The organism is Acidimicrobiales bacterium, from assembly GCA_036378675.1.
Lineage (GTDB): Bacteria > Actinomycetota > Acidimicrobiia > Acidimicrobiales > Palsa-688 > DASUWA01.
On record DASUWA010000055.1, the window covers coordinates 128,006 to 135,018 of the forward strand.

8 protein-coding genes are annotated in these 7,013 nt (G+C 65.8%); 2 read left to right on the forward strand and 6 right to left on the reverse strand.

Translation table 11 applies throughout. The features are described 5' to 3' along the window. Positions 1-10 precede the first annotated feature (10 nt). The gene (locus VFZ97_17945) at positions 11-265 is read left to right on the forward strand and encodes a hypothetical protein (GenBank protein ID HEX6395321.1); all 255 of its coding nucleotides are present in this window, start codon (positions 11-13) and stop codon (positions 263-265) included. Here VFZ97_17945 and VFZ97_17950 read toward each other — a convergent pair. Genes VFZ97_17950 through VFZ97_17965 form a run of 4 tightly spaced genes read right to left on the reverse strand, consistent with a single transcriptional unit; the run spans position 262 to position 3,586 of the window. Next, positions 262-738: a hypothetical protein gene (locus VFZ97_17950; GenBank protein ID HEX6395322.1), complete on the reverse strand. Its 477-nt coding sequence runs from the start codon at positions 736-738 to the stop codon at positions 262-264. The two genes, VFZ97_17945 and VFZ97_17950, sit on opposite strands and share 4 nt — an antisense overlap. Further along, positions 735-1,544, reverse strand: a complete 810-nt coding sequence (larE, locus tag VFZ97_17955; protein HEX6395323.1) for an ATP-dependent sacrificial sulfur transferase LarE — start codon at positions 1,542-1,544, stop codon at positions 735-737. The genes VFZ97_17950 and larE overlap by 4 nt, the downstream gene beginning before the upstream one ends. After that, a complete protein-coding gene (locus tag VFZ97_17960) occupies positions 1,541-2,257 on the reverse strand; it encodes an alanyl-tRNA editing protein (GenBank protein ID HEX6395324.1) in 717 nt (238 codons plus the stop codon). Before VFZ97_17960 ends, larE begins: the two co-directional genes overlap by 4 nt. 15 nt (positions 2,258-2,272) lie before the next feature. Continuing rightward, positions 2,273-3,586 carry a glucosaminidase domain-containing protein gene (locus VFZ97_17965; GenBank protein ID HEX6395325.1) on the reverse strand — a complete coding sequence of 438 codons (1,314 nt, stop codon included), beginning with the start codon at positions 3,584-3,586 and terminating at the stop codon, positions 2,273-2,275. A 52-nt stretch (positions 3,587-3,638) separates the two neighbouring features. Between VFZ97_17965 and VFZ97_17970 the strand changes: the two genes are divergently transcribed. After that, on the forward strand, positions 3,639-4,949 hold the full coding sequence (locus VFZ97_17970) for a hypothetical protein (GenBank protein HEX6395326.1): 1,311 nt from the start codon (positions 3,639-3,641) through the stop codon (positions 4,947-4,949). 31 nt (positions 4,950-4,980) lie between these two features. Here the strand turns inward: VFZ97_17970 and VFZ97_17975 are convergent, their stop codons facing one another. Together VFZ97_17975 and groL are read right to left on the reverse strand one after the other, a co-directional pair. Next, a complete protein-coding gene (locus VFZ97_17975) occupies positions 4,981-5,664 on the reverse strand; it encodes a chlorite dismutase family protein (GenBank protein ID HEX6395327.1) in 684 nt (227 codons plus the stop codon). Positions 5,665-5,791: 127 nt separating this feature from the next. Next, positions 5,792-7,013 (reverse strand): chaperonin GroEL (gene groL, locus VFZ97_17980; GenBank protein ID HEX6395328.1); only part of this gene is annotated, 1,222 nt, incomplete at its 5' end.

The following is a 7,013-nucleotide window of genomic DNA, read 5'->3' on the forward strand; positions in this document are numbered from 1 at the left end:
ATAGTTAGCCATGGCCGTGAAAGAGGACTGCCGCCACTACCTGTTCCGCAGCACGGCGCGAGGCGACGGACTTCAGCGCTGCCGGCTCTCCGTCAACGACGAGCACCCGTTTGCGTGCCCGGAGTCGTGTCTTTTCTTCGAGCCCCGCGCTCTCGCCGGCGCTGGGTGGACGACGGCGCCCGCCACCCCCATGAGCAATACCGCCGACGGGCTGGCCGGTATCCCGCCCGAGCAGAAGCGCCGGCTGCGTAAGAAGCGCCGCTAAACCTCGGACCCCGGCCCGCTGTGACGGCGCTTGTGCTCGAATGCCTTGGCGGCGCCCCAAATGATCCCAGGTTCGGCCAAGTCTGGGTCGACATCGGCGAGGGAGGCGGGTACCAGCGCGTAAACATCCTGCGGAAAGCGGCTTACCGAGAACTTGTCGCGCTCGACAGCTGGCACCCCAAGCTCGGCGAGCAGTGCAGTCGGGTATCGAACTGCGGACCTGACCAGTTCCAGTGGGGTGGTCCACTGCTCGTCTATGTCAGCCGTGAGGAGCCGGCGAACCTCGCCGCCCACGTCGGCTGCGGCTCTCTCCCCGACCACCCGTGACGCGCGGGCGAGTTCATCCGAGAACGACCCCGACCACGCGACCATCACCCTTTCAACGCACCGCACCACCCAGCCAGGCAGATCCCCCTCGATTCCGTCGGCGAGCGCCTGCGCGTACTCCGACAGTCGTGGGTCCGACTCGGTCAAGGGCTTTCGAATACGGCGGCGTTGAGATTGCCGGAGCGCAGCCCTTCCAAGTCGACCGTCACGTACCTGTAGCCCGCGGCACGAACCGCGGCGATCACCTGCTGACGATCCGCGACGGCGCGGTCGAGGTCCTCGCCGGCAAACTCCAGACGGGCGAGATCGCCATAGTGGCGGACCCGCAAATCGCGGTAGCCGAGCGCTTTCAGAGCCTCCTCGGCCCGTGCCACTTGACTCAGGGTGCCGATGGTCACGGTCGTCCCATACGGAACCCGCGATGCCAGACAGGCCGCCGCCGGCTTATCCCAGATGTCGAGTCCTGCGGCACGCGCAGCCGCCCGAATCGCCTCCTTGGTGAGGCCGGCCTCGACGAGAGGAAACACCGCACCGCGCTCGGCCGCAGCCCCCTGACCGGGCCGGTGGTCACCGAGATCGTCGACGTTGACACCGAGAGCAACCGACGCGTTTTCCGCTTTAGCGATCGGTTCGAGATTCTCCAGTAGTTCGCTCTTGCAGTGGTAACAGCGGTCGGCACCGTTGGCCACGTACTCCGGACGCGACATCTCTTCGGTCGCCACTTCCATCCAGCGCAGACCCCACGTCTCGGCGAGGCGCCTGCAGTCATCGTGCTCCGAGGGCAATAGCGAAGGCGATACAGCGGTGACCGCGACGCAACGTTCGGGTCCGAGCGTTTGGTGAGCGACCCATGCGAGAAGACCGGAGTCGACTCCCCCGCTGAACGCGACCACCAGCCTCTGGTACGACGAAACGACCTCGGCGATCGTCTCGAGATCGCCGTGGGCGATCATCGGTCGACCACCTCGATGCGAATCCGCTTGTTGCCCTTTCCCTTGGATTCGGTCTTGAGCACGTTGACGCGGCCGACTTCGTCGGTTGTCCGGACATGAGTACCGCCATCGGCCTGCTTGTCGAGACCGACGATGTCGACAACTCTTATCTCGCGAACGGACTCAGGAATCAGGTTGACCTTGGTCCGGATGAGGTCGTCGTCGAGAACCGCCTCTGCCCGCGGGATGAAGGTCACCTCGATCGGGCGGCGGGCTGCGATCTCGGCGTTGACGAGCTTCTCGACGGTTCCCCCGAACCCTTGGGGCAACGGGTCGAACTCGAAGTCCATCCTCGCAGAGAGCGGCTCCATGTTCCCGCCGGTGACGGCTGTTCCCCACTCGTTCCAGATCACGCCGCAGAGGATGTGGAGAGCAGTGTGCGTGCGCATTAGCTGGTGCCGTCGCTGCCAGTCGATCTCGCCGTGGACCGTTTCCCCTACTGCAGGCAGGGATCCTCCGTCTGAAAGCGTGTGCCACACCTCGTCGCCGTCTTTTTTCACGTCTGCGACTCGGAGACCGCCGAGCGCGCCTGTGTCGTGGGGCTGGCCGCCGCCGGTCGGGTAGAACGCAGTCCTGTCCAAGGCGACGCGGAAGTCATCTTCGGCGACCGCGATCACCGTTGCGTCGAAAGCGCGCAAATAGGCGTCCCTGAGAAACAGCAGTTCGGTGGGCACCCCACCATCTTGTCCTTATCGCAGGGACAGAGCGAAGTCGAGGATCGACTGGTAGATGCCCAGGATCTGGGTCCCGTAGGTCGGGTCGGTGGCCCACACTCCGGTCAGGGTCTCGACCGACGGGCAACATCCGGCCTTGTGCTGCTGACTGACTGTCAGCGAAGGGAGCACCGGTGGGGGCGCACCCGCCGGCGGGGGTGCGGTGGTGGCGAAGATCCGGAGCAGCTGGATCTGGCCGACGGCACCGCCGTACGGCGACGGGAACTGCCACCCCGAAGCGCACGAGTCGCAATGGCCGATCCCGGCGTAGTTGTTGAGGTCGACCGCGTCCGGGGAGCTGAACCCGCCGGTTTCGAGGATCGCCTGAGCGAATGCGACGTCGCCTCTCACGCCTAGTTGGTTGCCCGCTTGGATGTACCAAGCCGCGAGCTGCTCTATCGCGGCGGAGGTGAGATCGTCGTAGCCCTCCCGGTGGTACCAGGCTGCGAGCTGGGCCGCGCTGAGCGCTGATCCGCCGAGCAGGGTCACGGCGCCCGCCGGTGTGCCCGGGCCGGCCACCGACGCCAAGTCGGCGGTCAGTCGGGCCTGTGCCTGGCCGAGTACCACGTCCGCGGATGACAGCCCGCGCTGGTCGGATGTGAGAGCAGCACCTGCTGCCGACGCCCGAGCGGCCGATGCGGTTTGCGCCTGGGCTGTAGCCGACAGCTGCTGCTGGTCGCCGGCCACCATGGCGGTCAGGTGGTCCCGCTGGCGAGTGTCGCGGACAACAGAGTCAAGATCCGCGCGCAAATGTCGATCGACGATGCTCGCCACGAGAGCAACCTCGGCGACGTCTATTGCGGCCTGCTGATCGGCTTCGGGAGTGGGGCTGCCGGAGGGCTGCGGGTTGGTCAGTTGTCCGGTGTACGTGCCGACGGCGATCGCACCCAGCCGCTCCCGATCCGCAGCGACCGCAGCTTGGGATTGTTGTAGAGATGCGATCGCTTCGCTCAGGGCTTGGCTGTCGGTCGCGAGGCTCAGTGACGCAGCCTGGTGTGCTGCGATCGCCGCGTTGGCCGCGTTCGTGTCGTCAACGATCGCCTGGCGGTCCGCCGAAATGTTCGCCTGGTAGGCCGCGATCAACCGTTGTGCCGCCTGGATCGGGATCTGGTCGTTGTGATTGACGACCGCCTTTTGTTCGTCCTGGATCGCCGCTGCATCGAGCACCTGGGCGCCTAGCCGTTGCGGGACCGCCGTCGTCGCCCATGCCGCCGGTGCTTGGGCGGTAAGGAATGCCGCGATCGCGGCCGCGATCGCCGCCGCTCGTGCGCGCCCACCCGCGTCTGCCACGCATACAGGATTGCCTATCGGAGACAACGCGGGTTGGCACCATGCCCAACGGGTGGCCAATCCGCGTGGCACCCTTGTCGACGTGGTCGGCCAAAGGTCGAAAACGGCGAAGCATCTCCATTTCAAGACCAGACCCCAGCGACGCATCCCGGCGCGTGCGCTGGTGACAGTCGCGGTCGTACTGGTAGTGCTGATCGGAGCCGGCGCTGTGAGGGCCGCCACCGAGTCGATCCCGGCGCTGAAGGTCAGGCGGGTGCTCCCCGCATCCGTCGTTCTCTCCGGTTCGAAGCCGACGCTGGCTTGGCCGGCCAGCGGGGAGGCCGCCGTCGAAGTCGAAGGCTTGCCTCCGCTCGGGACCTCCGGCCCGAACACAGAAGTGCCGATAGCCAGCCTCGCCAAGATAATGACCGCTTACGTACTGCTTCAGGACCATCCGATCCCTACCGGACAGACCGGCTCGACCCTTGCAATATCGGCTGCGGACGTAGCGGCCTACCAGAGCGCGGCCGCTCAGCAGCAGTCGGTGGTGCCAGTCGCCGCGGGCGAAACGCTCAACGAGATGCAACTACTCGAAGCCCTGCTCGTTGCGTCGGGGAACAACATCGCCGACACCGTCGGCAACTACGACTCGGGCTCGACAACCGCCTTCGTCGCGAAGATGAACAGCACCGCCAAGCAACTGGGTATGGCCCACACGACGTACACCGACCCGAGCGGTCTGGCGTCAAGCACGGTGTCTACCGCGTCGGATCAACTGCTTCTAGCGGCCGAGGCCATGGCGATCCCGGCGTTCGCGCAGGTCGTGGCTATGCCGTCGGTGAACCTTCCCGTGGCGGGCGCCGTCCCCAACTTCAACAAGGCGGTCGGTACCGGCGGCTACATCGGAGTCAAGACGGGATCGACTGCAACCGCCGGCGGCTGCCTGGTCTTCGCCAACCGACAAACCGTCGGCGGACGCGCGTTCACGGTCCTCGGAGCGGTTTTGGGCCAGGATGCGGGGCAGTCGAGCACGGCCGAGTTGACCAAGGCCGCGATCAACGCGGCTTCGGCTCTGGTGAACTCGATCACCTCGGCGGTGTCGACTCGCACCGTGCTGCCGGCAGGCACCGTGGTAGCGGTCGCGTCGAACGCGTCGGGAGCAACAGTGAAGGTGGTCACCTCGCAAGCGCTTACGACCGTGGGCTTCGGCGGCACCGCAGTCCCCGTGTCGTTGACCAGCTTGCCACTGGGAAGCCACCTGGCCGCAGGTCAAACGGCGGCCACAGTCAGCCTTGCGTCGGATGAGGGAGGCGGGATACCAGCGACCGCCGAGTCGGGCATGCCCTCCCCGACGTGGACCTGGCGGCTTTCCCACATTTTCTGATGTCCAGGTCCCGGAGGTCAGGTCCCGGAGGTCAGCCGAGCCCGACCTGGGTGGCTATCTCCTCGATCGGGGCAACAATCCCGGTGTAGAACGGCCCGAACTCGCCGAACCGGGCGGACGCCTCGTCGAAGCGCATGCTGTACACCGTATCTTTGAGGTCGTCGGGGTGGACCCCGAACAACGTCACGCCCCACTCGAAGTCGTCGAGTCCCGTCGATCCGGTGACGAGCTGAAGGATCCTCCCGGAAAAGCGTTTGCCGGACTTGCCGTGGTCGATCATCAGCCGCTTGCGTTCGTCGAAGTCCAGGCTGTACCAGTTGTCGCCGGTGACCCGGCGCTTCGACATCGGGTAGAAGCAGATCGCCCGCTTACCCTCCGGCGGAAGCTTCGGGTACAGCCGGTTGCGCAGATGCTCCTCGGGCACGCCGGCCGAGTACTCGGAGAGCTCGGTCAACGATATGTACGAGTGCGCGATGCCAAGGCCGGCGGCCTGCAAGGCGGCTTGCAAGCGGCGAAGTTTCCTCCAGTCCGGACCCACGGCGAGGACTCCCAGATCCGCCTTGTGCCCGAAGACCGAAAAGGCCACCACCTGATGGTCGCCTTCCTCACCCTCCTTGACCGCCGCTACCAACGCTTCCCGGTCGGCCTCGGGAGTCAGCTTCAGGAACAGGTGCAGCACACCCCATCCCTGCGACGGCGTCAGCGGTTCGCTCACGCTTGGATTCTACGGCCGCAATCGGCTGGAGGATCGTGCCGCGACTGCGCCCGGTCGTTGTCTTGAGACCGACCGGGCGCTATCGCTTGTGCTTGAACTCGAATCCCTGGGACCGAGCCCGGAAGACTTAGAAGTCCTCCATGCCTCCGCCGGGCATCGCTGGGACGTCCTTCTCGGGCTTGTCGACGATGACGGCTTCCGTGGTGAGGAAGAGAGCCGCGATCGAGGCTGCGTTCTGCAGCGCCGAACGGGTCACCTTGGCGGCGTCGATGACGCCGGCCTTGAAGAGGTCCTCGTACTCGCCGGTGGCGGCGTTGAGCCCCTCGGCGAGGTTCTTGAGTCCCTTGACCTTCTCGACGATCACACCGCCCTCGAGCCCGGCGTTGATGGCGATTTGCTTGATCGGCTCCTCAACGGCCCTGGCCACGATGCGGGCACCTGTTGCCTCGTCGCCGTCGAGCTTCTCCGAGCGGTCGAGGATCGCGGCCTGCGAACGGAGCAGCGCCACGCCGCCGCCGGGGACGACGCCCTCTTCGACCGCAGCTTTGGTGGTCGAAACGGCGTCCTCGATGCGGTGCTTCTTCTCCTTCAACTCGACCTCGGTGGCCGCTCCGACCTTGATGACCGCCACGCCGCCGGACAGCTTCGCGAGACGCTCCTGGAGCTTCTCACGGTCGTAGTCGGAGTCGGTGTTCTCGATCTCGGTCTTGATCTGGTTGATGCGGCCCTTGATGTCCTGCTCGGAACCGCCGCCCTCGACGATGGTCGTCTCGTCCTTGGTGACCACGACCTTGCGGGCACGGCCGAGCAGGTCGAGGGTTACGTTTTCGAGCTTCAGGCCGACCTCCTCTGTGACGACTTGGCCGCCGGTGAGGATCGCCATGTCCTGGAGCATGGCCTTGCGGCGCTCGCCGAAGCCGGGGGCCTTGATCGCGACGCTCTTGAAGGTGCCGCGGATCTTGTTGACCACGAGAGTCGCGAGGGCTTCGCCCTCGACGTCCTCAGCGATGAGAACAAGCGGCCTGCCCGACTGCATGACCTTCTCCAGCAGCGGAAGCAGGTCGCGAACGGCAGAGATCTTCGAGCCGACGAACAGGATGTAGGGATCCTCGAGGGCCGCCTCCATCCTCTCAGGGTCGGTGGCGAAGTACGGGGCGATGTAGCCCTTGTCGAAGCGCATGCCTTCGACCAGCTCGAGGTCCATGCCGAAGGTCTGGGACTCTTCGACGGTGATGACGCCGTCCTTGCCGACCTTGTCGATGGCCTCGGAGATCAGGTCGCCGATCTCGGTGTCGGCTGCGGAGATGGAGGCGACCTGGGCGATCTGCTCCTTGGTCTCCGTCTCCTTC